General features: G+C 35.9%; 29 protein-coding genes, 2 tRNA genes and 1 pseudogene. 9 read left to right on the top strand and 23 right to left on the bottom strand.

Translation table 11 applies throughout. The annotated features are described in order from the left end of the window. Positions 1–9 precede the first annotated feature (9 nt). From rpsB to ACZ430_RS04755, 3 genes are all read right to left on the bottom strand, one after another. On the bottom strand, positions 10–795 hold the full coding sequence (gene rpsB, locus ACZ430_RS04765) for a 30S ribosomal protein S2 (RefSeq protein WP_464910740.1): 786 nt from the start codon (positions 793–795) through the stop codon (positions 10–12). A gap of 133 nt (positions 796–928) precedes the next feature. Then, positions 929–2,170, bottom strand: coding sequence for a diguanylate cyclase (locus tag ACZ430_RS04760; protein ID WP_464910739.1), 1,242 nt, complete (start codon positions 2,168–2,170; stop codon positions 929–931). Next, complete coding sequence (locus ACZ430_RS04755; RefSeq protein WP_464910738.1) at positions 2,167–3,006, bottom strand: HDOD domain-containing protein; 840 nt, start codon at positions 3,004–3,006, stop codon at positions 2,167–2,169. Before ACZ430_RS04755 ends, ACZ430_RS04760 begins: the two co-directional genes overlap by 4 nt. 42 nt (positions 3,007–3,048) lie before the next feature. Between ACZ430_RS04755 and ACZ430_RS04750 the strand changes: the two genes are divergently transcribed. Then, on the top strand, positions 3,049–3,315 hold the full coding sequence (locus ACZ430_RS04750; protein ID WP_464910737.1) for a SemiSWEET transporter: 267 nt from the start codon (positions 3,049–3,051) through the stop codon (positions 3,313–3,315). Positions 3,316–3,320: 5 nt separating this feature from the next. On the opposite strand, the gene aroF is transcribed toward ACZ430_RS04750, so the two are convergent. From aroF to pgeF, 3 genes are all read right to left on the bottom strand, one after another. After that, complete coding sequence (aroF, locus tag ACZ430_RS04745; protein ID WP_339945357.1) at positions 3,321–4,325, bottom strand: 3-deoxy-7-phosphoheptulonate synthase; 1,005 nt, start codon at positions 4,323–4,325, stop codon at positions 3,321–3,323. 187 nt (positions 4,326–4,512) lie between these two features. Beyond that, positions 4,513–4,586, bottom strand: a tRNA-Pro gene (locus tag ACZ430_RS04740). Positions 4,587–4,595: 9 nt separating this feature from the next. Further along, positions 4,596–5,255, bottom strand: coding sequence for a peptidoglycan editing factor PgeF (pgeF, locus tag ACZ430_RS04735; protein ID WP_464910736.1), 660 nt, complete (start codon positions 5,253–5,255; stop codon positions 4,596–4,598). A gap of 59 nt (positions 5,256–5,314) precedes the next feature. Here pgeF and ACZ430_RS04730 point away from each other — a divergent pair, with 59 nt between their 5' ends. From ACZ430_RS04730 to ispD, 6 genes are read left to right on the top strand one after another with little or no spacing between them, the layout of a single operon-like run. Continuing rightward, the gene (locus tag ACZ430_RS04730) at positions 5,315–7,567 is read left to right on the top strand and encodes a DNA internalization-related competence protein ComEC/Rec2 (RefSeq protein ID WP_464910735.1); all 2,253 of its coding nucleotides are present in this window, start codon (positions 5,315–5,317) and stop codon (positions 7,565–7,567) included. Between the two features lie 9 nt (positions 7,568–7,576). Continuing rightward, positions 7,577–8,188 (top strand): imidazole glycerol phosphate synthase subunit HisH, encoded by a 612-nt coding sequence (hisH, locus tag ACZ430_RS04725; protein ID WP_464910734.1) that lies wholly within the window; start codon positions 7,577–7,579, stop codon positions 8,186–8,188. Beyond that, a complete protein-coding gene (gene selB, locus ACZ430_RS04720) occupies positions 8,185–10,059 on the top strand; it encodes a selenocysteine-specific translation elongation factor (RefSeq protein WP_464910733.1) in 1,875 nt (624 codons plus the stop codon). The genes hisH and selB overlap by 4 nt, the downstream gene beginning before the upstream one ends. A 1-nt stretch (position 10,060) precedes the next feature. Then, positions 10,061–11,491, top strand: coding sequence for a DegQ family serine endoprotease (locus tag ACZ430_RS04715; RefSeq protein ID WP_339945365.1), 1,431 nt, complete (start codon positions 10,061–10,063; stop codon positions 11,489–11,491). Further along, a complete protein-coding gene (locus ACZ430_RS04710) occupies positions 11,488–12,483 on the top strand; it encodes a PIN/TRAM domain-containing protein (protein ID WP_464910732.1) in 996 nt (331 codons plus the stop codon). Before ACZ430_RS04715 ends, ACZ430_RS04710 begins: the two co-directional genes overlap by 4 nt. Positions 12,484–12,492: 9 nt before the next feature. Next, positions 12,493–13,662, top strand: a complete 1,170-nt coding sequence (gene ispD, locus ACZ430_RS04705) for a 2-C-methyl-D-erythritol 4-phosphate cytidylyltransferase (protein ID WP_464910731.1) — start codon at positions 12,493–12,495, stop codon at positions 13,660–13,662. Here ispD and ACZ430_RS04700 read toward each other — a convergent pair. Beyond that, a complete protein-coding gene (locus tag ACZ430_RS04700) occupies positions 13,651–14,667 on the bottom strand; it encodes an alpha-hydroxy-acid oxidizing protein (RefSeq protein ID WP_464910730.1) in 1,017 nt (338 codons plus the stop codon). The two genes, ispD and ACZ430_RS04700, sit on opposite strands and share 12 nt — an antisense overlap. A 59-nt stretch (positions 14,668–14,726) precedes the next feature. Between ACZ430_RS04700 and ACZ430_RS04695 the strand changes: the two genes are divergently transcribed. Next, positions 14,727–14,799: transfer RNA gene (locus ACZ430_RS04695), tRNA-Ala, on the top strand. 36 nt (positions 14,800–14,835) lie between these two features. Here the strand turns inward: ACZ430_RS04695 and ACZ430_RS04690 are convergent. The 7 genes from ACZ430_RS04690 to ACZ430_RS04660 all read right to left on the bottom strand — a co-directional run bounded on the left by ACZ430_RS04690 (position 14,836) and on the right by ACZ430_RS04660 (position 20,381). Further along, complete coding sequence (locus ACZ430_RS04690; RefSeq protein ID WP_297212717.1) at positions 14,836–15,906, bottom strand: tyrosine-type recombinase/integrase; 1,071 nt, start codon at positions 15,904–15,906, stop codon at positions 14,836–14,838. Positions 15,907–15,975: 69 nt separating this feature from the next. Beyond that, a complete protein-coding gene (locus ACZ430_RS04685) occupies positions 15,976–16,215 on the bottom strand; it encodes a helix-turn-helix transcriptional regulator (RefSeq protein WP_297212704.1) in 240 nt (79 codons plus the stop codon). A gap of 6 nt (positions 16,216–16,221) precedes the next feature. Then, positions 16,222–16,557: a hypothetical protein gene (locus ACZ430_RS04680; protein ID WP_297212703.1), complete on the bottom strand. Its 336-nt coding sequence runs from the start codon at positions 16,555–16,557 to the stop codon at positions 16,222–16,224. A gap of 56 nt (positions 16,558–16,613) precedes the next feature. Continuing rightward, positions 16,614–17,000 carry a hypothetical protein gene (locus ACZ430_RS04675; protein ID WP_297212701.1) on the bottom strand — a complete coding sequence of 129 codons (387 nt, stop codon included), beginning with the start codon at positions 16,998–17,000 and terminating at the stop codon, positions 16,614–16,616. A 2-nt stretch (positions 17,001–17,002) separates the two neighbouring features. After that, complete coding sequence (locus ACZ430_RS04670; RefSeq protein WP_297212699.1) at positions 17,003–19,087, bottom strand: DUF3854 domain-containing protein; 2,085 nt, start codon at positions 19,085–19,087, stop codon at positions 17,003–17,005. A 19-nt stretch (positions 19,088–19,106) separates the two neighbouring features. After that, positions 19,107–19,382: a hypothetical protein gene (locus ACZ430_RS04665; protein WP_297212697.1), complete on the bottom strand. Its 276-nt coding sequence runs from the start codon at positions 19,380–19,382 to the stop codon at positions 19,107–19,109. Between the two features lie 132 nt (positions 19,383–19,514). Then, complete coding sequence (locus ACZ430_RS04660; protein WP_297212696.1) at positions 19,515–20,381, bottom strand: hypothetical protein; 867 nt, start codon at positions 20,379–20,381, stop codon at positions 19,515–19,517. A gap of 305 nt (positions 20,382–20,686) precedes the next feature. On the opposite strand from ACZ430_RS04660, the gene ACZ430_RS04655 reads away from it, so the two are divergent. Further along, entirely contained in the window at positions 20,687–20,914 is a 228-nt protein-coding gene (locus ACZ430_RS04655; protein WP_297212694.1) for a hypothetical protein, read from the top strand. Here ACZ430_RS04655 and ACZ430_RS04650 read toward each other — a convergent pair. The 9 genes and pseudogenes from ACZ430_RS04650 to ACZ430_RS04610 form a co-directional block, all read right to left on the bottom strand. Continuing rightward, complete coding sequence (locus ACZ430_RS04650) at positions 20,911–21,159, bottom strand: hypothetical protein (RefSeq protein WP_297212692.1); 249 nt, start codon at positions 21,157–21,159, stop codon at positions 20,911–20,913. The genes ACZ430_RS04655 and ACZ430_RS04650 overlap by 4 nt on opposite strands. Before the next feature lie 128 nt (positions 21,160–21,287). After that, positions 21,288–21,650, bottom strand: coding sequence for a hypothetical protein (locus ACZ430_RS04645; protein WP_297212690.1), 363 nt, complete (start codon positions 21,648–21,650; stop codon positions 21,288–21,290). Further along, complete coding sequence (locus ACZ430_RS04640; RefSeq protein WP_297212688.1) at positions 21,647–21,817, bottom strand: ribbon-helix-helix domain-containing protein; 171 nt, start codon at positions 21,815–21,817, stop codon at positions 21,647–21,649. The genes ACZ430_RS04645 and ACZ430_RS04640 overlap by 4 nt, the downstream gene beginning before the upstream one ends. Before the next feature lie 208 nt (positions 21,818–22,025). Continuing rightward, a complete protein-coding gene (locus tag ACZ430_RS04635) occupies positions 22,026–22,340 on the bottom strand; it encodes a hypothetical protein (protein ID WP_440871026.1) in 315 nt (104 codons plus the stop codon). A 221-nt stretch (positions 22,341–22,561) separates the two neighbouring features. Further along, a pseudogene (locus ACZ430_RS04630) lies at positions 22,562–22,772 on the bottom strand (type II toxin-antitoxin system HicA family toxin). Position 22,773: 1 nt separating this feature from the next. Then, positions 22,774–22,983: a type II toxin-antitoxin system HicB family antitoxin gene (locus ACZ430_RS04625; protein ID WP_297212682.1), complete on the bottom strand. Its 210-nt coding sequence runs from the start codon at positions 22,981–22,983 to the stop codon at positions 22,774–22,776. Positions 22,984–23,057: 74 nt separating this feature from the next. After that, positions 23,058–23,288, bottom strand: coding sequence for a hypothetical protein (locus ACZ430_RS04620; RefSeq protein ID WP_297212680.1), 231 nt, complete (start codon positions 23,286–23,288; stop codon positions 23,058–23,060). An 821-nt stretch (positions 23,289–24,109) separates the two neighbouring features. After that, positions 24,110–24,526: a putative toxin-antitoxin system toxin component, PIN family gene (locus tag ACZ430_RS04615; protein ID WP_297212678.1), complete on the bottom strand. Its 417-nt coding sequence runs from the start codon at positions 24,524–24,526 to the stop codon at positions 24,110–24,112. Continuing rightward, positions 24,523–24,756 (bottom strand): ribbon-helix-helix protein, CopG family, encoded by a 234-nt coding sequence (locus ACZ430_RS04610; protein ID WP_297212676.1) that lies wholly within the window; start codon positions 24,754–24,756, stop codon positions 24,523–24,525. Before ACZ430_RS04610 ends, ACZ430_RS04615 begins: the two co-directional genes overlap by 4 nt. Between the last annotated feature and the right edge of the window lie 17 nt (positions 24,757–24,773).

Below are 24,773 nucleotides of genomic sequence, written 5' to 3'. Positions count from 1 at the left end.
TTACCTCCTTTACTGTTCTATGTAGTCATCCATCGATTTCTGATACTCCTCTTCTTGGAGTATTTTCTCTTTTATTGCAGCTTTCTCCGCCTCTTCTTCAAGCTTCTTTATGTAAATTTCTTTACCTTCAAGAATTGCATCTGCCATCTTTGCTGTTATTAACTTTATCGCTCTTATGGCATCATCATTACCGGGGATTACGTAATCAACTACGTCAGGGTCGCAGTTGGTATCAACAATTGCCACAATGGGAATATTAAGCTTTATTGCCTCGGCTACAGCTATTTTCTCCTTTTTTATGTCAATTATGAAAATAGCCTTTGGAAGTTCTAACATATCCTTAATTCCTATTAAGTTGGCTTCGAGTCTCTGTCTTTCTTTCTCTAATTTTGCTATTTCTTTTTTTGTATGCAGATATAAACTTCCATCTCCTTTCATCTGTTCTATTCTCTGCCATTTCTCAACACTTTTTCTTACTGTAGAGAAATTGGTGAGCATTCCTCCGAGCCATCGATGGTTTATGTAATATGCTCCAGCTCTTTTTGCCTCCTCTGCAACAGCCTCTTGAGCCTGTTTTTTTGTTCCTACGAACAATACTCCTTCTCCTCGAGAAGCTACCTCTTTGATAAATTCATAGGCTTCTTCAATGCCTTTCACAGTTTTTTGAAGGTCAATAATATGAATCCCGTTCCGTTCTGCGAAGATATACTTTTTCATCTTGGGATTCCAGCGTTTTACCTGATGTCCAAAGTGTGCTCCTGCTTCAAGAAGTTCTTTCATACTTACTACTGCCATCATTACCTCCTCATTTGGTTATTGCCTCCGCTCCTTCTCCTTAACCCTTTCGGGACCATCGGAGAGCCTTTGGAGCGTGCGTGGTGATAAGGTCAAAGACCTTCACATTAAGTTTAAAATTTATCATATTTGGTTAATTTGTTTCAATTAGAAGTATGGAATCTTTTATTTTCTTAGCTTTCAGTAGTGTTTTATCTACATCTTTATAGAATTCTTTGTAGTCTCTGTAAAATTTAAAAGAAACTCCCTTGCCGATACATCCCACAGCTCCGCTAACGCTCACATTAGCTTTTAAATAAGAACTTTTTAATTCCTCCTTTATCCTTTCGGCGTATTTTTTTGAACCTTCCGCAGAAGCACCAAAAATGATGCAGGCAAATTCGTCTCCGCCAATGCGGCTCACAATGTCTTCCTTTCTCTTATTTTTCTTCAGAACTCTCGAGAAGGTTTTTATCAATCTATCTCCCTCAAAGTGACCGTAGGTGTCATTTATGAATTTTAGATTGTCAAGGTCAAATAGAATTAGACAGAAACTATTACCATATCGTAGGAATTTTGAAAATTCTTCATCAAGCCTCTGGAAGAAAAATCGTCTGTTGTTAAGTCCTGTAAGAGGGTCAGTGATGGAGGCTTTATAGAGTTCTTTGTTTTTTTTCTTTAATTCGGCAGTTGTCCTGTCAACTTCTTTATTTAAAACTTCATTAAAGCCTAATATCTCCCGGTATAGTTTGAAATTAGTCAGAATTACTGAAAATAAATTTGCGATTGAAACAAAAAAGAATATGGCTGCTTCATCAAAGGCATTTGCATGGGGATGGGAGAAGTTAATTACACCTATTATTTCATTTTTAATTTTTATCGGAACACTCACAACAGACCTGATTGGCAAATCGGATAACTTTTTGTCAAATCTCATATCTTTTTCTGTATTGGAAACATATATGGGTTCGCCTGTCTGAAAGGCTTTTCCAGCAAGTGTAGTCTCTATGTTAAAGATTTTTCCCTTAAATTTTCTGAATTTTAGCTTTCCTGAGGCAGATTTTATTAAAAGCCAGTCAAAATCAGGATGCTTCTCCATGAAGGAGATGTTTTCTGCAGGGAGAAACTTTATGAACTCATCGAAGCAGTAGGTGATAAAATCATATAGATTTCTTTCAGAGTATATTCTTTCCACCACTCTACTTATTGTTGAAATTATCCTCAAGGAAAGTTCGGCATTACAGGCAAAGGATTCACTTAGTTGAAAGAGAGATTGCTCAATGAGATGGTGTCTCTCAATTATTGATAGAATTGTCTCTTTAAGTTTATTATCACTTAATTCTTCAGCCTGTTCAATATTCAAATTTTTTGCTAAGGTTAATAAAAAATCTCTCATAAACAGGCAACCTCTTTTAGAGGTTCTTTTAGCTCATCGATTAAGTTTTCTATGGAAGGGAGTTCGAGAATCTCCTTTATTTTTTCTTTGTTAATAAAGAATTCGGTCTTTGTAGAAAAGGGTGTATATTCCAATTCATAGACTATATAATTTGCAACTTGAACTAAAGCAACCTCTTTTTTATAAAGTATAGATTTGTCGGGGTTGTCATCATGGTATAGGACTACATCATGGAAAATTTCTGGTAGTTCCCAGAAGGTTAAAAGCCATTTGCCTATTTCTCCGTGGGTTGTTCCAAGAACTTTTTTTTCTGCTTCTTTCAGACTAACTCCCTCTGTCAATAGTTGCTCTATTTCGGAAAATTCCCTGTAAAATATAGCATAAAGAGCAAAAAGTCCTATGTCATGTAACATTCCTGCGGTGAAATTATCTTCTGGCATTTCTTTTAAATATTTCTCTGCTATAATCTGGCAGGCCGAGGCTGTAGCTATAGAGTGTCTGAAAAGTCTTTTGTAGCTTGCTTCCTTTTCCTTTGAATATTTGAAAAGGCTAAATATAGAGATACTTAAGGCAATATTTTTTAGAGTATTAAAGCCTATTTTAAGAAGAGCATCTTTTATATTGGTTATAGGTTTTAGATTGCCAAGATATACGATATTTGCAATACTGAGAACTTTTGACATGATAGGTGGGTCGTTTTCAATTATTTTCACAAGCTCATCTAAGTGGGTTGTCTCCTTTGAAGTCATCTTGAGAATTTTCTCAGCAGTATGCGAAAGGGTAGGAATTTTTTTCAGTTTTTGCACATCAAGTCTTATTTGGTTGTTTTCTCTCATTTTATTCTCGTGAAAATATTTTAAAATAATACAATATAAATTATGGAGCTTGCAACAAAAATAAGCAATCTTGTGGGAATTATAGCAGGAATAATAACAACTTCTGCCCTTTTACCTCAAGCAATAAAGATATACAGAACAAAGTCAGCGCGAGATATCTCCCTTGCCATGTTCATATTTCTTGCAGTAGGCGTAACATTATGGCTCATCTATGGTATTTTGATAAAAGAAATACCCGTTATTGTAGCGAATTTTTTCTCTTTGCTGCTTATTATGGCAATAATAGCAATGAAGATTCGTTACCGCTGAGTTTTTCAGTTTAGCACCGCATATTTTTTAACCCTTTCCACTAAATTTGAAAAAGCATCGAAATTAAGAGACTGGGGTCCGTCAGAGAAAGCTTTTTCTGGCTGAGGATGAACTTCTATCATTAATCCGTCTGCACCAGCTGCAACGGCAGCGCATGCCATTGATACTACATATTTAGCATATCCTGTTGCATGGGATGGGTCTACAATAACGGGAAGATGGGTCTCCTCCTTAAGAACTGCCACTGCTGAGAGGTCGAGGGTGTTTCTCGTAGCTGTTTCAAAGGTTCGTATCCCCCTTTCACAAAGAATCACATTCATGTTTCCTTCGCTAAGAATATACTCTGCGCTCATTAGCCATTCTTTAATGGTCATAGCCATTCCTCTTTTTAGAATTACAGGTTTTTGAGATTGACCCACCCTTTTTAGTAGTTCAAAATTCTGAGAGTTTCTCGTGCCTATCTGCAAAACATCAACATATTCGCAGACAAGGTCAACATGTTCTGGATTTACAACCTCTGTTACAACAGGCATACCTGCAAGTTTTCCAGCCTTTTGAAGAAGTTTAAGACCCTCCTCGCCAAGACCCTGAAATGAATAGGGAGAAGTTCTTGGTTTGTATGCGCCACCTCTTAAAATATGAGCACCCCTTGACTTAACAGCCAGCGCAGTATTCAAAATCTGTTCTTCGTTTTCAATAGCACAGGGACCTGCTATTATTACAACTTCACTGCCTCCAACCACAACATCCCCCACTCTAATTAAAGTTTTCTCTTTTTTTACCTCTTTTGAAGCTAACTTGTAAGGTTTCAATATGGGGATTACCGCCTCAACACCGTCCATAACTTCTAAGCTTTGAAGAATAAACTTGCCTCGCTCATCGCCTACTGCTCCAATAACATTTCTCGTTGCGCCGTAGATAACATGAGGTTTGTATCCAAGTTCTTCAATTTTGGATATAACCTCCTTAAGTTGTTCTTCCGTTGCATCAGGTTTCATTACGATTACCATCTTTAAACCTCCTTTTTATGATTTTTAAATAAAAAAGGCAGACAAGACGAGGGGCTTTATCTGCCCCTGACCTGTCTGCCTTTAAAATTTTAGCGAGACTAAACTGCCAGAGGCAGATTAGTTAAAGTAAAAGCTAAACCAGAAATAGTAAGCTTTTTTAAACATTGAGGCTCTCCTTTTTTGTTTATCGGGGTGAGAGGATTTGAACCTCCGACACCACGGTCCCGAACCGTGCGCGCTACCAGACTGCGCTACACCCCGTTTTGTTTATTATAACATTCCAATAAATCCATACTGTCTGCCTGCACCTTTTCCGTGAAATCTGTAAGAGGCGTATTCATTGCTTTTACAATAAGTGCAGTCATCTACTGTAAAAATCTGCTCTTTTTTTAATCCTTCTTCAATAGCCTGAATAACATTTGCCATTCCTAAATCGATATGGAATTTACCATTTTTGCTTATTATATAGTCATTATTGGATATCTGCGATTTCATAGCATCAATGACTTCTTCTCCTACTTCATAACAGCATCCTCTGATGTGAGGTCCTATGGCAATCAAGAAGTTTTCCTTTTTACAGGAGTAAATTTCTATCATTTTTTTAATGGTCTTTCTTAATATGCCCTTTGCAGTTCCTCTCCAGCCTGCATGAACAGCTCCTATTACTTTTTGGTCAGGACAATATATTAAGATTGGCACGCAGTCCGCTGTTTTTATTCCTATTAAAACTGATTTTCTATTGGTTATGATAGCGTCTGCTATTTGAGGGATAAAGTTTCCTTCTAAAACATGCACCCAATCTGTATGTTTTTGGATGGGAAGATAAACTTTGAAGGGAAGAGATTTTTTAAATGTTTCAAAATCTTCTAATTTCTTTGTAAAGAAAGCCTGAACTTGCCTGCCTTCAAAGACTGTAATAATATGCTCCATAATTTTTTATTATACAGAAAAGGGATTTATATTCAGAAGAAAAATTGCAAGGAAAATATATGAAGCTCTTGCTTTCGCTCATTCTTGGTATTTTAAGCGGATTATTTTTTATATATTTTCCTGTTATTTCTATTTCAATTGCTTTAATACCTTTTTTTGTAAATCTTTTAAATCGAAAGTATAAGATAGCAATTGTCTGTTTGATGTTGGCTTTTTTGGGCTTTCTCTACGGTATTAAAGGGAACGGAGAAAATATATCAGAAGATAGAGATATTAATTTCACAGGATATTTTGCCTCAAGTTACCACAATATTTATTTTTTTAAAACTATTGATAGTCAAGCTATTAAAGTATACTCGACAGAAAAACTCAAGGAAGGCAGGCTTTATAGAGTTGAATGCAAAATCGTGAGAACAAATAAAAATCCTTATTCTTTTAACAAAGAGAAATTCTGTTATGCCAATAGGATATTTGATGAAGGGGAAAGAAGGGCAGGCTTTTTCGAAAGGATTAAAGATAGAATTAAAGAAGAGTTAAGTAAAAAGCTTGCCGAGCCAACATCTTCAGTGATGGTTGCAATGACCACAGGAGTAAGGCATGAGATTTCACGCGAAGTAAGAGAGGATTTCCAGAAAACAGGCCTGATTCATCTTTTGAGTATCTCTGGTGCTCATTTTAGCTTGCTTTTTACAGTATTTTTCATTATTTTCGGGATGGCTATTCGACTGATGCCTTACAGATTGCTTGTCCGTATGACCCTTTACATTAAGCCCTATCAGTTAAGTATTATTCTATGTTTTCCCGTTCTTTTGTTTTATTATCTCCTCGTAGAACCTAGTTATCCTTCCACTCGAGCGTTTATAATGGCATTATTTTTTATGACCGGAGTTCTGTCTGAAAGGAAGTCTTTATGGATAGTTAGTGTCTGCATTGCTTGTTTTTTAATTCTAATAATAGAACCGTCGGCAGTTAAGGACATATCATTTCAGTTGAGTTTTCTCGCCACTCTGGCCATTGGTTTTGTAACAGACTTTTATAAGGAGATTAGAAGCACGATTAAAAACAAGCTTTTATCTTATGTTATTTTAAGCTTACTTATAAGTTTATCGGCATCTTTTATTACTGCACCCATTGTTATTTACAGATTTCACTATATTTCTCTTATCAGTCCTATTGCCAATTTAACAGCAGGACTCCTAATTGGAATGATACTGTTTCCCCTAAATATAATTTTTGTTTTCATATATCTTGTTACAGGAATTTATCCTTTTCCAGAAATTGTAAATACAATTGCAGGTTTTTCTTTTAAGTTAATCCATTTTCTTGCCTCTTTTAGCCTTTCTTCTATTTCAATTCCTCCTATAACCTTGGGTTCAGTAGTAATTTTTTATTTGTCGGTTTTTGTATTAACCTTTAGCCATTACATTTTTAAGGAGTCACTTAGAAAAGTGGCAATCGTTTTTGCACTATTATTGATTTTTGCTTCAGCCTTTTTAAGTTTTATTTTAAATAGTTCCAAGAGAGAACTCACAAAAATAACTTTTCTCGATGTAGGTCAGGCAGACTCTACTGTGATAGAGACCTCTGAAGGAGTTTTTCTTATTGATACAGGTAAAACAGGCTTTGAAGTAGAAATTTATCTAAAAGCAAAAGGTTACAGAGAGGTGCAAGCTTTAATTATTTCTCACGAACAGAAAGACCATGCAGGAGGTTTTTTAAGAATTTTAGAGAAATTTAACGTAAGAGAAATATGGGATAATGGCTATATCAATTATAATATTCCCTTTTCAGTTAATATGCGCCATCTCGAAAGAGGGGATTTAATTAAATTTGGCAACTGCACTTTTACAGTATTACATCCTTATAGAGAGTTCTATACTTCTTCTGTTTCAAAGGACAGTAATGAATTGAGCCTCGTTTTGAGTTTAAAATGTTATGATAAAACTTTTCTCTTTGGCTCTGATGCTGGCATAGAAGCATTGAGTAGTATACCTGCTTCATATCTTAAGGCAGACATAGTAAAAATACCACATCACGGCAGTAAGTGCTCTTTTTATGACGAATTATATAATGCTGTATCTCCGACTATCTGCGTAATCTCTGCTGGCAAAAATAATCCTTACGGACATCCACACGAGAAAGTGGTGGAACATCTTAAGAATAAGTGTAAAATCTATAGAACAGACCTTGATGGAGCAATACAGATAGAAGAAAATAAGAATGGACAAATTAAGATAAAAACTTTTGATGAAGCAGAATTTAAACCATACAGAGAGCTGGAAAATTTAAAAAAACTCTTTGTTTTATGGTAGAATTAACCCATGATTGCATTAGTTGACTACGGAATGGGAAATATAAAAAGTGTCACAAAGGCAATAGAAGCTGTAGGTGGAGAAGTTAGTGTTACCCAGTCAGCCGATGAAATACGAAAATCAAAAGCTATTGTATTACCCGGGGTAGGTGCTTTTCAGGACTGTATGGCAAATCTTGAAAGGTTAGGACTTATCGAAATTATAAAAGAAGAAATTAACAAAGGCAAGCCTTATCTGGGAATTTGCCTCGGAATGCAGATTTTATTTACAGAATCTGAAGAGTTTGGTCTGTGTAGAGGGCTTGATTTGATTAAAGGCAGGGTGATAAAGTTTTCTCTTCCCAGAGAATACAAAATTCCGCACATGGGCTGGAATAATGTAAGATTAAGCAAAAAAAGTCCCTTTCTTAAAGAAATTTCTGATTCTTCATTTTTTTATTTTGTCCATTCATACTATGTAGTTCCTGATGACAACAAAGTTGTCGCAGGACAGACAGACTACGGAGTTTCCTTTGTTTCAATGCTCATACATGAAAATATTTATGCCACTCAGTTTCATCCTGAAAAATCTCAGAAGATGGGGTTAAAGCTTATAAGAAATTTTGTTGAACTTGTCAGATGAAAAGAGTAATCCTCGGAACAGCAGGACACATTGACCATGGAAAAAGCTCCGTAGTAAAAGCTCTCACAGGGGTAGACCCTGATAGACTAAAAGAAGAAAAAGAAAGAGGCATTACTATAGACCTCGGCTTTGCTAACATTACCTATCCCGATGTTGTAGTTGGCATTGTTGACGTTCCAGGCCATGAAAGATTGATAAAGAACATGCTTGCTGGAGTAGGCGGTATGGACATAGTGATGCTTGTTGTTGCTGCTGACGAGGGAGTTATGCCACAGACAAGGGAACATCTTGCCATTTGTGACCTTCTTAAAATAAAGTCTGGAATAATTGTTCTCAATAAAGCAGACCTAATAGATGAAGAAACTTTAGAACTTGCTAAGGAAGATATAAGAGAAACAGTGAAGGACACTTTTCTTGAAAAGGCCGAGATTGTTCCTGTATCTGCAAAGACAGGTTTTAACATAGAGGTACTAAAAGAAAAAATAAGAGAACTTGCCCTTAGAGTTGTCGAAAAATCTACAAAAGGTATATTCAGAATGCCTATAGATAGGGTTTTTACTCTTAAGGGTTTCGGAACAGTTGTTACGGGAACAGTTCTCAGCGGAAAAGTAGCTGTTGAGACCAATGTGGAAATTCTACCAACTGGCATTAAATCAAAAGTGCGAGGCTTGCAGAGTCATGGACAGCCTCAAAAAGAGGTAAGTGCAGGTCAGAGGGTGGGGATTAATCTGCAAGGCATCTCAAAAGAAGACTTAAAAAGAGGCGATATAGTTACAGTTCAGGGCAAGCTTAAGCCAACCAGTTACATTGAAGTAGAAATAAGGCTGCTCAAAGATGCTAAGCCCCTAAAAAACAATGCTCCTGTTCATTTTTATCTTACAACTTCCGAGACTATCGGGAAAGTAAAACTCATAGGACGAGAAGAAATTGCTCCGGGCGATTCTGCCTTCGCCCATTTGAAATTAGAAAGCCCTGTAGTTGCTATGGCAAAGGATAGATTTATAATAAGGAGATTTTCTCCACTTGAAACACTTGGAGGCGGAATAGTTCTTGACCCTGAGCCACCAAGAAGAAAAAAGGACATCCCCTATGAGCATCTCGAAATTCTATCTAAAGGAGACCTTGCCGACTGCATAGAAATAAAAATAAAGAGAAAGGGAATGAACGGTATCGCACTGAATGAACTTGAAGGATGGATTAGTGCAGACATTGATGATATAAAAAGTTCATTAGAGAAACTTCTTGGAGGAAGAAAAATTGTAAGAGTGAATAATCATTTCTTCCATTCAGACGTTTTTAAAGATTTCAAGTCTTCGGTTATTAGTTTTTTAAATGATTTTCATCGTGATAATCCCTTTAAAGAGGGAGTTCCAAAGGAAGAATTAAGAGTAAAACTAAGGGTTGAAAGGTTTCCTGAAATACTTTTGCTCTTATCGAAGATAGAAGAAATATCATTGGATGGAAATACGGTTAGACTGAAATCTGCTGGTAAAGAAGAAATTGATGAGGCATTAGAAAGAAGCTTAATAAGGCAAATCACAGCAGGAAAATTTCAACCACCTTTTAAGGAAGAACTTGCAAAAATCCTAAGAATTCCAGAAGCAAAACTCACGGATATTTTAAAAGTTTTGGTCAAACAGGGCAAAATTGTTCGAATTAATGATTCTCTCTATATTACAAGGGAGCAATATGAGGAAATGCTCAAACTCCTTAAAGAATTCTTCCTGCAAAAACAGGAAATGACTGTATCAGAGTTTAGAACTCTTCTAAATACAACGAGAAAATATTCGCTCGATTTTCTTGAATATCTTGACTCAAATAAGATTACACTTAGGGTTGGAGACGTGAGAAAACTCGTCAAAAGAGGATGAGATGAGAAATAGAAAAATAATAGCACTTTTGATTTTCTCCGCAGGAATTATAGCGGGAGTATTGATTTTTTATACACTTAACGCTCCTAAACAATCCATTCCAATATACAGAGACATTGTAGAGCCAGTAAAAAGTTTTTCCGAAATAGTTAAAGCTGTATCGCCATCGGTTGTAAATATTTCAACTACAAGAACTGTTCAGAACCCACCAACTCTTGATGAACTTTTTGAATTCCTTGCTCCTTTTGGCAACTCTCATGGAAAGAAATTTAAGGAGATGAGCATGGGCTCTGGAGTAGTGGTATCATCAGATGGATATCTGCTTACAAACTTTCATGTCATAGAACAGGCAGATGATATCAGGGTTACTCTTTATGATAGGAGGACTTTTAAGGCAACCGTAATAGGCGTTGACCCCAAAACAGACCTGGCAGTTATCAAAATTGGAGCAAAGGATTTGCCTGTTGCTCCCTGGGGAGACTCAGACAAGCTTCAGGTGGGAGATTTTGTTTTAGCTATTGGTAATCCTTACGGCTTGACTCATACTGTAACTATGGGAATAATAAGCGCTACAGGCAGGGCAGACGTGGGAATTGCCGATTATGAGGATTTTATTCAGACCGATGCTGCCATTAATCCCGGCAACTCAGGTGGTCCTCTTGTAAACATAAGAGGTGAGATAATTGGTATAAATACAGCTATATTTTCGAGAACAGGTGGATATCAAGGAATAGGATTTGCTGTTCCAAGTAACATGGCAAAAGTTATTAAAGATAGCCTCATTAAAGAGGGGAGGGTAATAAGAGGATGGATTGGTATCATGGTTCAGGACCTTACCGCTGAATTGGCAGAGAGATTTAATCTTAAGGAACCAAAAGGCGCTATTATAACTGACGTAACAAAGAACAGCCCTGCCTACAAGGCTGGACTTAAAAGAGGCGACATAATAATTGAGTTTGATGGAAGGGAAGTCTCTGAAAGTGCTTTGTTAAGGAATTTAGTAGCCCAGAGTAAAATAGGTTCAGTAGTTAACATAAAAATATGGCGAGACAATCAGATTTTCACTGTTACTGCTTCTATTGCTCAACTTCCCTTTGATGCATCATATGAGACAAAAACTGCGAAGAAAAATCAGGGAACTTCAGAAAGTCCCTTTAAGGGTTTGTCTGTGGTTGACCTTGACCCTTCTATGGCAAAACAGATTGGTGTAGACCCTGAAGAGCGAGGAGTTGTAATATACAGAATTGATTCTGGTTCTCCCGCTGAAAATTCTGGTTTAAGAAAGGGAGATTTAATTATGGAAATTGAAAGACAAAGAATTTCAACTGTCTCAGACTTCCAAAGAGCGATACAGAAAATCACAAGAACCGATGTGTTAGTCCTAATCAACAGGGCTGGAAAAAAATTTTATACAATTATCTCTTCGTCATGAGCATACTAATTCTGCTTTTTCTTATAACAGTCGGAGCTACTTTTTTTAGCTGGATATTTAAAGGAGTAGATATAGTAAATTTTGATGGTATGCTAATTGTCTTAGGAAGCTTAATCTTATCAATTCTAATCTTCAAAAGCATTAAAAAGATGTCTTCGTCACAGCTTTTTTTTACGTTTGTTGGAGTTTTTTCGGGCTTTCTTGTGGGAACACTCCTTAGTATACCTCTTCTTATTTTTTCAACAAATTTAAAGACCGTAGCATTTTTCATCACAACTGGTTTTATCTATGGTTGTGGTATCTATGGTTATAAAAAAGCTGAAAAAATAAAACTCACAGACCTTTTAACAGTAATAAAAAAAGAATCGCTATGGGATGAGCCTAAAGTTTTGGATACTAATGTGCTTATCGACGGTAGAATTGCAGACTTGGTGGAGCTGGGTTTTATCAAAGGGACTATTTTAATACCTCGATTTATTTTAAGAGAGATTCAGTATATTGCCGACTCCCCAGACCCTTTAAGGAGGGCAAAAGGTAAAAGAGCTCTTGACATACTCCAGAGAATTCAGAGAGCAGAGAGGATAAAATTTGAAGTAATTGAAAAGGATATTCCAGAAATAAAAGAAGTTGACATAAAACTTGTAGAACTTACAAGAGGACTTAAAGGAACGCTCATAACAAACGACCTTAACCTCATAAAAATTGCGCAGCTCAGAGGAGTGCCTGTGCTAAACCTAAATGAACTTGCTCAAGCCATGAGACCGCCAGTGTTGCCAGGAGAAGTTTTAAGGCTTTTCATTATAAAAGAAGGGAAAGAGCAAGACCAGGGAGTTGCCTATTTAGATGATGGCACAATGGTTGTTGTTGAGGAAGGACGACCATACATAGGTAAGAGCATTGATGTGCTAATTCATAGCATTTTACAGACAGGCACGGGAAGGATGATTTTCGGTAAACCCCGAATAGATAATCAGGAAGAGCATACTGAGTAAATTTTTAAAATGAAAGTAAGAGCCATAATAGTTGCCGCTGGCAAGGGAAAACGATTTGGTTCTTCCGATAAAGTTTTCACCGAAATACAGGGTAAACCCTTATTTATCTGGGCTATTGAACCTTTTGAAAGCTCAGAAAAAATTGACTATATCTGGATAGTCACAAGAAAGGAGATGTTCGACAGAGTTAAAAATGAGATAAGGAGATTCAACATAACAAAGGTTGAGAGAATCATAGAAGGAGGCAAAGAGAGGCAGGATTCTGTTTACAATGCTTTGAAATTATTGCCAGAGGATACTGAAATTGTCCTAATTCATGATGCCGCAAGACCTCTTCTCAAAAAGGAGCTTTTAGATAGAGTAATCAACACTCTTGACCTTTCTGTTGATGGTGTAATACCGGGCATTTCTCTTACAGATACGATAAAATGGCTTAAAAGCAAAAAGATTGTTGGCGGAACTTTGAACAGAGAAGTCTTAATTGCAGTGCAGACACCTCAGGCATTCTGGTACAAGAAACTATTTAAGGCCTATGAACAGGCCTACAGGGAGGGATTTTTAGGCACCGATGATGCTTCTTTAATAGAGAGATACGGTGGAAAAGTAGCTTTAGCTGAGGGGGACCTGGACAACCTTAAAATAACAAAAAAGGAAGATGTAGAGAGAATGAAAAGCTTAATTAACAAAAAAACAGACCTTTTTGATTCTCTGCGGATAGGTATAGGCTACGACAGCCATAGATTTGAAAAGGGCAGGAAACTAATAATTGGCGGAATTGAAATTCCCTATGAAAAGGGACTTTCAGGACATTCCGATGCCGATGTTCTTATCCATGCAATTATAGATTCTCTCTTAGGTTCTGCAGGTGTTGGAGACATCGGTAGACATTTCCCCGATACAGACCCCTCTTACAAAGACATATCAAGCCTTCTTTTACTTGAAAAAACCTTAAGCCTCTTGAGATTAAACAATATTGAGCCCTTATGGATTGACTGCACCATATTTGCAGAAAAGCCTAAAATGGCAAGCTATATCCCTAAGATGGAAAAAATTTTTGCAAAACTCGGGTTAAAAGTAAATATAAAAGCCAAGACCAACGAAGGTATGGGCTTTATTGGAAGACAAGAGGGAATAGCTGCCCAGGCAATATGCCTGAGCAGAGCTTTATCAGACCCTTAAAATATCCCTCGGAACATTTGTTACAGAACTTACACCTGTAAGAAGCATAGCCTGAGAGAGTTCATTTTTAATATTGTTAAAATAAAGCTTTAGCCCTTCTCTCCCATTACCAAATACAGCAACCACAACGGGTCTGCCAATTAACACTGCCTCTGCACCAAGAGCCAACATTTTGAGCACATCAACGCCACTTCTAACTCCTCCGTCAGCGATAATTGTGAGTTTACCTTTTAAGCTGTCAGCGATTTCAGGCAAAACCTCGGCTACGCCAGGTGTATGGTCAAGTATTCTTCCGCCGTGATTGGATACGACAATCGCTTTTGCACCAATTTCATAGGCAATCTTAGCTTCCCTAAGAGTCATTATGCCTTTAAGAATAAATGGGAGACTAGTTGACTTTACAAGTTCTTCGAGTTCTTTTGGAGACTTGGGACTTACGGGTTGTCCCTTCAATGCCATTGTAATTAAGCCAGCGCCATCAATATCTACTCCTACTGCAATAGCACCTGCCTCTTCGGCAAGCTTTATTCTCCTTATAATCTCATCCTTGGCTCTTGGCTTTATTATTGGAATTCCCTTTCCATTATTTTTCTTTATGGCTTCTATTCCGCTTCCATACATAAGAGGGTCTGCTCCATCGCCTGTCCATCCGATAGTGCCAGCCATTAGAGAACCTGAAATTACCTCTTCGCAGTAGACTTCCTCAGTAATTGCACCACCCATATTGTATGTAGAGCCTGTAATTGGAGCTGCCATAACAGGAATAGAAAGAGTTTCATTAAAAAGTTTAAAGGTTGTATCAGGCTGTCTTACCTCGTGAATTGTTGATAGATTAAGTTTGTAACGATTTAGTGCCTCAATATTAGCCTTAAAAGAAGAACCAGTGCCAACGCCTCCCATTCCAGGCACTTCTCCAGCACACACGACACCATTGCAGACGGGACAGACACGGCAGTAGGGTTTTAGTTTTTCCTTAGCAACTTTTTTTACTTCCTGCCAGTTCATTCAACGCTCCTCCCTTTAAATTTTTCAAATATGATATTATAAAACAAATCGGGCAAATCGGGGCTGTAGCTCAGTTGGGAGAGCGCCAGAATCGCACTCTGGAGGTCGTGGGTTCAAATCCCATCAGCTCCATTAGTATTTTCAAGGGTTTTTAAAGGTTGGATAATCTCACTTATAGCCCACTGTGATAAAATTGTGATAAAAATTGTGATAAACTGCCTTATCAAGCAACTTTACAGCTTCTTTTTTGTGTGATTGTGAAAGATGGGAATACCTAAGGGTCATTGCTAAGGTTCTATGCCCTAAAAGCTCCTGCACCGTTTTTAAATCAGCTCCCTTCATGATAAGTTGGCTTGCGAATGTATGTCTTAAATCGTGGAATCTGAAATCCCTTATTTTAGCCTTCTTAAGTGCAGTGGCAAAGCTTCTTTTAAATTCCGTTAGCCTTGTTCCTGTTTTAGGGTTAATGAATATGTAATCAGTATCAAGCCTTCTTTGAGTGTAAAGTTGCCTCATGAGTGCTTTTAAGCTTTCATTCATGGGTATTTCCCTACGGTATCCGTTCTTTGTTTTCTCCAGATAGATAAATCCAGTTCTGAAATCTACATTATCCCACTTTAGATTAAGAATTTCTCCTCTTCTCATGCCTGTATTAAGTGCAGTGAAAACGATAGGGTAGAGGTAGTTATCACAGTGTGATAAAAGATTCTGAATTTCTTCTTCAGAAAGAAACCTAAGCCTGCTTACCTCTCCTTTAAGTGGTTTCACTTTCCGAACTGCCTTAAGCTGTTGTTCAGTGATTAATCCCCACTCCTCAGCTTTGGTAAAGGAAGCTTTAACTATGCTTATGTATCTGTTACAGGTAGCAACGGATAGGTTTTTCTCCATATAGTAGTTCTGAAGTAGTTCCACTTCCTTAGTTCCTATATCGGTTAGCTTCAGCTTTTTAAACCATTCTGGCATTCTGTTGAGTGCATATTTTTTCATCTTGTTATAAAAGGCCTGCCTGCCGTTACACCATTTAAGATAATGTTCTTCATAGTATTCGGCATAGGTAAGCTTTGGCTTTTCTGGTTTACTTTCCCTTTTCCTTACATTGCCTTGCTTAAGTTCCAATAACACTTTAGCATATACGGCTTGAGCTTCTGATTTATCGGAAGTTTTACAGCTGAAACGATACTGTTTGCCATCATGAACAACAGAAGCCCACCATACATTGCCACGCTTAAATAAACCCATTGGTTACCCCCTTTCAATGGCAATGCAAGGCTTCCTGAGCTTTTCAAAGAACAGTGGTTTAATCATAATTTAACCCCTGCTTAGAATTTTTTCAAGAACTTTTTTTGCCACTTCTTCAGTTCTTTCAGTTGGTTCATAAATGATGGTGTTTTCTGTGATAAGATTCATGATATCCACTTCTTTAATTCTCACTGCTCTATTTGAAAGCTTAACAAAGGGAAGCTTACCATCCTTAAGGTAGCGATAAAGGGTTTTTTGGGAGACCTTAAGAAGACTGCAAGCTTCCCTTATGGTTAATAATCTTTGCATATCATGTTATCTGTAAGAGTCAATTGGGGGAATATCCTTCATAAATGGTCCAAAATTAGTGTGATATTCATACCATACGATAGTAGGATACCGTGAATGAGCATTTTTAGCTCTTGTATAGGCTACCCAGAATCTGAGCATCTCAATTACATCAGTGCAGTAAAAACCATCTGGTGTCTGCTCACATGGCATTTTAGGATACCTGTGTTTAAGATCAAGAATTGTAACTGGTGATACATTGAAAAACTTGCTAAGAGATTCAATATCTCTTAAAGGGAAAGTTTTTTCAATCCAAGCCTTTTTCTCTTGAAGTTCCTCCGAGAGTGCAATTTTTGCTTTCATTGTTAACCCCCTTGTTTTTTTATTTAGCATCCAATGGATGCGTTTTAAAAACATTGTTATCCCTCATCATGGATAAAGCAAACTTGCATTATTTCTTCAATATCTCTTAAAGCTTCAGTGAATGCCTCATAATCAAAAGTAAGCCATGCCTCATCCATCTTTACTTCAAGCTCTCTTAGTTTTTGATAAAGTTCTGGATAAAGCTCCTTGATTATTGATGCTGTAAGTGGCATTTCAGAAAGCCTCTGGATGTGTTCAGCATAAATTTTTTCAAATTCAGCTTTAAGAAATGGCAACTCATCTTCTGAAACATCGGGTAAGTAGGGTTTAACAAGCCCTTTAAGACTCAATTTGTTAAATGCTGAAACAGGAATTTCTGTTACCTCATCTTTTTTAAACTCTCTACCATAAAGATTGAAGCTTTTTAGAATTAAAGCTTTCATAGCTATTCATCCAAAATTTCTATATCATCAAAGTTTGCCCTTAACCAAAATTCATCATATATATAGTTTTCCGTTTCCGATTTTCCGATTTGCATTTTTTCTTTATATTTCAATGAATTAGACGGGAAATTGCCATTTTTCCCAAAATTTCCCGTTTTCCCGTTTTTGGGGTCTTCAGATTGATTTTGAGAAAATCGGAAATTATCGGAAATTTCACAATTTCCCGTATAAGTATTTGAATTTTCTAAAGAATTTGAATTTGGGAAATTGGGAAACGGAAATATAATATTAGGGTGTGGAAGTGGTTTTTGGTTTTCTGGAATGTAAACTGATTTGATTTTTTGTTCACTTCCCTTGCCTTCAATTTCTATGAAATCTTTAAGTTCCTTACAGTAGTTCAAAATAGTTTTTTCTGTCTTTCCAAGTAGTCTTGCAATATCTGCTCTTGTTATCCAATCTTCACATGCTTTGAGAAATTCCACATGGTGGGTTCTTAATTCTGAGAATGATTCAATAACTAAATCGGAAATTTCGTAAATTGCTTTGTAATCCTCTTCGTTGGCTATTATTTTGCCATGTTTTATTTCACGCTGATGTTGATTCAGTAAAGCGTGAGCTTTGATTAAAGCTAAAATTTTTTGAAAATCTCTTGTTATTCTTGTTTTGCTTTTATCTAAGTGTTTCTGTATTTCCTTTGCAAAAGGAATCTTCACTTGATAGGGTTTTACATTTTTGTAAATTTCTTTCAACAGTTCATAATCGCAACTTTCAATTATATTACCATTAGCTTTTTCGGCTTGAAGCCTTGTTATAGCTTCAATGATTTCAGCATTTGCTTTAAGATTCAGTATGAAAGCCCTGTTTGCTAATTCTTCTGGAAAAGTCTCCCGTGTTGAGGTTATAAAACAAGTCAAACCATCGGCTTTTATTGAAAGCTGTTGATACTTTTTGCCTATTTTTGAGTCGTTCACAGTTCCGTGAGAAGCTTGTTTTTCTGTCATAAGCCCTTTTAGAAGTTCAATAATCTCACTTGCTCCTGAAAGTTCATTTATCCAGAGAACCGTTTTTGACAAGTCCTTATTTCTGTATAGTAAAGCCTTTGATGATGCTGAATGAAAAACCAGCTTAAAAGCTTCTGGTATAGATTTAAACACAGTTGAAACCAAAGATGATTTACCAACAGCACTCTCACCAGTAACAATAACGGTATAGTTTTCACCAAGCTTTGGAAGTAGGCAAGCAAGATAACACAAATTTAATTCCTTTTGTCTTAAAACATAATTTTTTGAAAGTTCCGAAATAATGAAAGAAAGAACATCTCCGCTTTTAAGTATATGAATAGCTTTCTTGTAATTTTCAGCATTTAAAACAATTTGCTTTATGGGTAATTCTTTAAACTTCTCTAAAGAATACTTACATAAGAAATCATCAAGTCCCACCTTTTCATCCGATTGTGGAAGCTCCACCAGATAAACCTCAGCTCCTCTTTCAATAAGTTTTAATGCGAGTCTCTGCAAAGCCTGCTCAAGATTTTTCTTGTAACCGTGCTTATTTTGCTTCGTAAAATCATTATCTGGAACTAAGAAGATAGTTCTACTTTTAAGCTCAATCTGGTCAAAATCAGTTATAAGCTCCCCCTTTCCATTGCTCCAGTTCCAAAGCCCAGATATTGCAATGCATGGCAAACCCTCTTGGTATGCTTTTAAAGCCTTCTTTTCCCCCTCTGTTATGTATAATGGAATTTCAGAATTTCTTAAAGCTGAAACATCTAAATCTGGTGGAATGTAAATGTGGCTTCCAGATTCTTTCTTTTGCAAGTATTTAGCCCCTGAGTAACCATCTTCATAGAAGCAACGAAGCCTGAAAAAACCTTTAGTGTTCTGATATGGGATTATGTATGCCGAAATTAATTTTTGTGGCTCAAAACCAAGTAGTTTCTTTATTTCAGCTGGTGGAACGCTCTTGATGTCAGCCCTTAGGATGGTCTCATCAAATAAACCGCTCTTTCTTAAATCTTCTAAATGCTGATGATGCAATGAAAGTTCTTGATTTTTAATGCTATTTCCGTTATAATTGTAAGTAGCCACTTACTTATCCCCCTTTCACTTAGGCAGGTGCTGAGCCTGCCCTTAATTTTTTCAAGTTCATCATTTGGTGTTTAAGATTTCTGAATTTTTCAGAATAGCTGATGTAGTCAAACTTTATCTCTCCAGTGCTTAATCCATCTAAAGCTTTTAATGTTTCCACCGTAAAAGGAAAATTAAAAACAACTTTATCGCCATCGGTGGTAAGTTCTGGGTCAACTTTTAAAGTGAGAGCTAAAGCTGAGGCAAGCCAAAGGTCGGCAATTTTGAAGTTTTTTGGGTTGGTTTTTTGCTTCATCCATTCCTCCTGTCCCGTTTTTTTGATTTTAAAAAAGAAATAAATTAAGGAAGTATGGACGAAAAATTGAAAAAACTTTTAAAAAATGATGTTTTTTGTCTGAGTTTTATATAGTTCTATATAATGAGTAGGTTAATCAAAAAATATGAATCTCGTTCCTAAGTAGTTACCTTTCTCATCAAAAACAGGCTTACCACTTGGCATTGGAAGTTTTGCAAAAGGAAATTCCCCATGTGGGAATGTATCATAAATGTAAGAATAAACAGCTGATATATGAACCCCATATCTTTTTAGTGTTTTTAAGATTTCTTCTTTATCTCTCTCAATTCCTAATTGTTCGTAAATAAAACCGATGACAATAATCCACTTTTTATTTTCTCTTGAATCTTTATGGTCATTTTTATCAAGAAAGATTCCTACATCCAGTTCTATATACGGAACTTTATCAAAAGGGTCAAACTCAAAGCCTTGTGATATCTCTATCTGTTTTATTCTCTCCTTAAGTTCAGATGAATTTATAAATTCAGGAAGCTCATAATGAAAGAAATAAAACAAACACGCTAAAGCAAAATTAGCCCTGTTTTTTGCCTCTGAAAGAATTGTTTCAGGGAAATTATATCTGTATGAAAAATCATATCTTCTTAGGCTCTTAACTTTTCTGTATTCTTTAGCAAATGCTGTTTGCTTATTGATTGCTTTATTTATTTTAATTTCAATAAATTCTAATATCTCTTTTTTATCCTGAAAACTTAAATATCTAACTCTGTCAAGTTCTTTTTGGAAGGTATTCAATGCCTTAACTGGAAATAGATAAACAGGAAGCTCTGAAAGCATAAATCTTAAAGTGCAAAAAATATTCCACATCGTGATTAACTTAATCTCTGATATGTAAGTCAAGATTATTTTAGTTGCGATTCCTTCAGCATTAAGTGGCTTGTAATATTCTTTTATTTTCTGTTTCCAGTATTGGATTATGTCCTTTGCCTCAGCCTTCTCCAATTCCCTTTTCCCTCTTCCTCTCAGCTGTTCTGAGAGGTTACTACAAAATTATAGCAAAAAGCTTTTAATCAAGTCTTACATATGCAAAATTTAGATTTCTAAGATAATATCACAACTTTCATACATCTTTAAGCCCACTTAAAAATTTAAAGCTCCGTAGAGGCACTGAATTAACCTAACCCATATGAGAATATGGTTCACCCTTTAAAAGAGGCTTATTTTGGCTTTTAATCGTTCAAATTGATGAGGCTAAATGTAAAGCATGCTAAGAGAAACGATTTCAGTAAAGCTGTTATAATCAAGCTATGGTCATATTTGGCATTGAAAAGTTATCAAGAATGGTCAAGCTAAGCAGGAAAACTTTACTCAAATACCACAAAAAAAATGGATTGCCGATAAGAAAACTTGGAAAAAGATGGGTTACTACGAAAGAGCTTGCTCTGGAGTGGTTTAAAGAGAATCTTGAGCTTTACACAAACGCACTCGAACATAGTCGCTTGATTAAAGAAGGTAAAAGATTCAAAGATACTTAACTTTTTTGCTCATTCTCTTTAAGTATCTCCTCTACAATGCCGATGTAATCAATATCATCAGAGGCTTTTCTTTTTAACTTTTCCGTATGTCTAAGTATCAAGCTTATAGCTCTTATTTTAAGCTTAGGGTCAGAACTTCTGAGAAGCTTTCTTAGTTCATCAACTGCCTCTTCTGTGATTGATTTCTCTTCAACTTCTCTGTTTGTTTCGGCTTTAAGTATCTTTTTACTTGCTCTGTTTCCCATTTTCAAACCCCCAAAATCGTAAACAAACGCTGCGGGCTTGCCCGCCCGCACGCTAAAGCTCTGAAAAGGACCCAAACACTTTTTAATCGGCAATCTCGCTTATGCATATAACCAAAGCAACAACTAAGCTAACAAACATCAGAGCAAGAATCACTTACTAACTCCTTAATTTGACTGCTTACAAACTTAACTGAGTTATGAAAGTAAATACTTAAGTTCTTAAGAGTAACAGCTTTGACATTGAAGTCCTCAATAAGTTCATCAATAAGTGCTTTATTGTAGTCATCATCTGTGAAATCTCTCATTTCTTCAAGTATCGCTTTTGCTTCTTGAAAGTCTTCAATTGCTTTATTAGTTTTTCCACTAATCGAACGAGATAAAGAAGAGAGTAACCCACAAGCAGAGATAAGATTTTCTTTGGCTTCATCAACAGCTTTAACAACTTCAGCATAAGCATTTTTTAAATCCCCTTCAATAAAAAGAGTTTTCATAGTTCAAACTCTCCTTTCTTCTTTTCTCTTTCAAGCTGGTTAATAATGAGTAGCCTTACGAATGCACTAACAGAGATACCTCTTCTTTCAGCAGATTCTTTTAACTTGAGTAGAGTTTCCTCTGGTAACCTTACCTGTAAGTATCTGATTTTCCTTTGCTTTTTCATGTTTAAATTATACCAAAATATATAATGCATTTTCAATTAATTGTGCATTATATAAAGTTAACTAAAAAATTTTTCTGACAGTAACGAATTCTCGCAGGCTTGCTCGCCCGCAGTGAAACCCGCAGGAAGAACCTACAAATTCGTAGAATCGATTTAGAGCCACTTTTTCACACTTACCCATATAAAAATCCCATTGCATAAAGTAAGCTTATTTTGGCTTATAGTGAACGAAAGCCTCATTCATCGGCAAATCAACTTCTTTAACAACTTCTTTAACATCTTCTGGAAGTGATTCGGCTATGCGAATGTAGTTTTGTATTTGCCTTTGGGTAAGATTGGATTTTTTAGCTGTGTCTTCTGTAAATGTAGGTTGTTCTTCCCGTAGCGAAATTGTTTCGTCACGGAACTGTTTCAATCCCTTTCTTTCTTTGTTCTTCTGGCTTAGATAGTGGATGCAATGCTTCGTAAATTTCTTTTCTTCTTTTAAGTAAGTTAGCCCTATCAATGTAATGCAGTTCAGCACGGATTAAGTTTTCATCTATTTCTGCAAGTTCGGAGATAATAAAAACTTTTCTTATGAAATCAAAAATCAGAAAATCGGAAATGAAAATCTATATACAAATAGCCTTAGCCAGTTCTGGCAATCTGGCAAAAGCTGGCAAAATACACTTTGCCAGTGTAAACGATTGATTTATAAAGTGATTTTGCATTTTGGCAATTTGGCAATCAAAAACTATAATAACATTAAGGCATAATGGATTCATCTTCTAAAGCTTCAAATATTTCTTTTACTATTTTTGGGATGTAAGATTTTTCCAGAGTGGAATGGGATAACTACTCTCCTTTTTTCTTTCATGTAGATTCTATGGCTTCCTTTGGTTCTTAAAAGTTGAAAGCCTGCTTTAAGTAAAAGGGATTCGGCTTCCTGTGGAGTTAACCGTGGAAGCTTTGGCAACCTAAACCTCTACGGTAGAGGTATGGATTTCTTTTCTTAAGAGTTCTTGTTTTTCTTCTTCTGTAAGTGTTTCAAGATATAGTTCAATTGCTTCTTTTATGTTTGCCATAGCTTCATCAAAAGTATCTCCCTGAGTATGGCATCCTTTGAGTTCTGGACAGTAAGCAAAATATCCGTGTTCATCCTTTTCTATGATTACGGTTAGCTTCATGTAAAAAGTATAGCAAACAGGGATGGATTTTTTAAAGCCGATGAGGCTCGGGATAACCCCATCGGCTTATCTTGTTACTTCTTGTTAAGAATGTTGTAAGCTTCTGTCAGAGCATCAAGCCCTTTAATTGATAATCTTACTATGTATCCGTTATCAAGTGGGTCTGGGTCATCTGGATTAAGTGCTGTAAAGATTCCAAGTATGGCTTCAACATCTGTAAGAAGTTCGTTAAGCCTATCAAACTCATCAAAGGTAAAAGAACAAACCACTTCATTACTTTGGTTCTTAACTGCTAAGGTTTCCATTTTAAACCCCCTTTTTGGTTATTAAGTGAACTAATGTTCACTGTGATAAAAATTGTGATAAACTGTCCCAAAAATGGATTTTCTTACACTCAGGAAACCTTGCATTTAAGCCATTTTCAATTTTTAAGAATTCAATCGCACTCTGGAGGTCGTGGGTTCAAATCCCATCAGCTCCATATAATAAAATCAAAGGTTTGCTCAGGGTAGGCATCTTAATTAAGAACCAAAAATGTGTAGTTTTTGTATAGTTGATTTTCCGCCCACTATCTGACTTATAACCTGAACTGCATTTTTCTTGTGAGCTGGTGCAATATAAGAGTATCTGAGGGTTATCTTTCAGTCCTTGATTCTTAAACTTTCTTTTACATTTATAAGATAAACTTCGACAATTAAAAAATTGCTCGTAAAGATATTTCTATGTTTTAAAATTAAAATCTCGGATACCTGTTTTTAATCTTTCCTTGAAATTAAGTTTTTAGGTTATTTTGAAGCGAAGTCTTTAACAGAATGAAAATCTACTGAAACAGTATTAGTAGGTTTTTAGCAAGATGTCCTTTATTAAAAACTCTTAAAAACATTAATGGAGCTGAGGGGAGTCGAACCCCCGCCCTCTTGAATGCCATAAAACAACAAAACTCAGAACATGGCTTATTTGCTTGATTTTTGATTGTGAAAAATCACAGTTTTTGGATAAGTTTATCACAGTTTTATCACACTATCTTACCTAAATAATTGAGCATGTTTTGAAAAGTTAATAAATTTTTAATCTTTTTTATAAAGACCCTCCGTTGAAATAATTTCAACAACCTTATGGTAAATTGCTATAAGGTTAATATAAATTCAAAATTAATTTGTAAGAATTCTCTTAAAGTTATTATTTTTATATCTTTATGCTCGCCGAGTGATAACAATTCTTTATCTCCAGATACAATTACATCTGCCCTTGCTGCCACTGCACATTCAATAATTTTATTGTCTCCTTTATCCTTAAGAATATCAATTTTCTCTGTTGGCTGAACAACTTCTGCTATTTCAGAGAGAAACAAGGCAGTTCTGCTTAAATACTCTCTATCATAACTAAATTTTTTTGCAAACACTGAAAGAATCTCGTCAATTATTTCCTTCGAAATAAATAGACTATAATTCTCTCTCAATATCTTTAGAATAGCCTTCTCAGCTAAGCTACCGTTTATAACAAAAGCTGAAATATAAACATTGGTATCAAAAACTACTTTCAACTAAGATACCTTTCTAAATCTTCTTCGGTAAGAATCCCCTGCTCTTTTGCCTTCTCAGTCCAGAAATTTTGAATTTCATAAAATTCTTTTTTAAATTTCTCTTTTTTAATTAATCTTATTGCCTCCTGAATTACTGCACTAACTGTTTTATTCTCCTCTTTAGCAATTCTCTCAACATCTTCCGCTAAATCATTAGGTAATGAAATTGTCTTTTTTACTACACTTGCCATAGTAAACCTCCATAATG

Source organism: Thermodesulfovibrio sp. TK500a (assembly GCF_055381765.1).
This window is presented reverse-complemented; position numbering and strand designations above follow the sequence as displayed.